The organism is Pseudomonas sp. PDM31, assembly GCF_019218965.1.
In the GTDB taxonomy this organism is placed as follows: Bacteria; Pseudomonadota; Gammaproteobacteria; order Pseudomonadales; family Pseudomonadaceae; genus Aquipseudomonas.
In genome coordinates this window covers 1-244 of sequence record NZ_JAHUWS010000054.1, presented here as the reverse complement: position 1 = coordinate 244, position 244 = coordinate 1, and the positions used below count along the sequence as shown (strand labels likewise).

Annotated in this window: 1 rRNA gene; it reads right to left on the bottom strand. The window is 49.2% G+C overall.

The features are described 5' to 3' along the window. Positions 1–244 (bottom strand): 23S ribosomal RNA (locus KW839_RS28240); the annotation flags it as partial.

The window sequence follows — 244 nt, the reverse complement described above, 5'->3', positions numbered from 1 at the left end:
GTATTTAGCCTTGGAGGATGGTCCCCCCATATTCAGACAAAGTTTCTCGTGCTCCGTCCTACTCGATTTCATGACTAAGAGATTTTCGCGTACAGGGCTATCACCCACTATGGCCGCACTTTCCAGAACGTTCCGCTAATCTCAAAGCCACTTAAGGGCTAGTCCCCGTTCGCTCGCCACTACTAAGGGAACCTCGGTTGATTTCTTTTCCTCAGGGTACTTAGATGTTTCAGTTCCCCTGGTT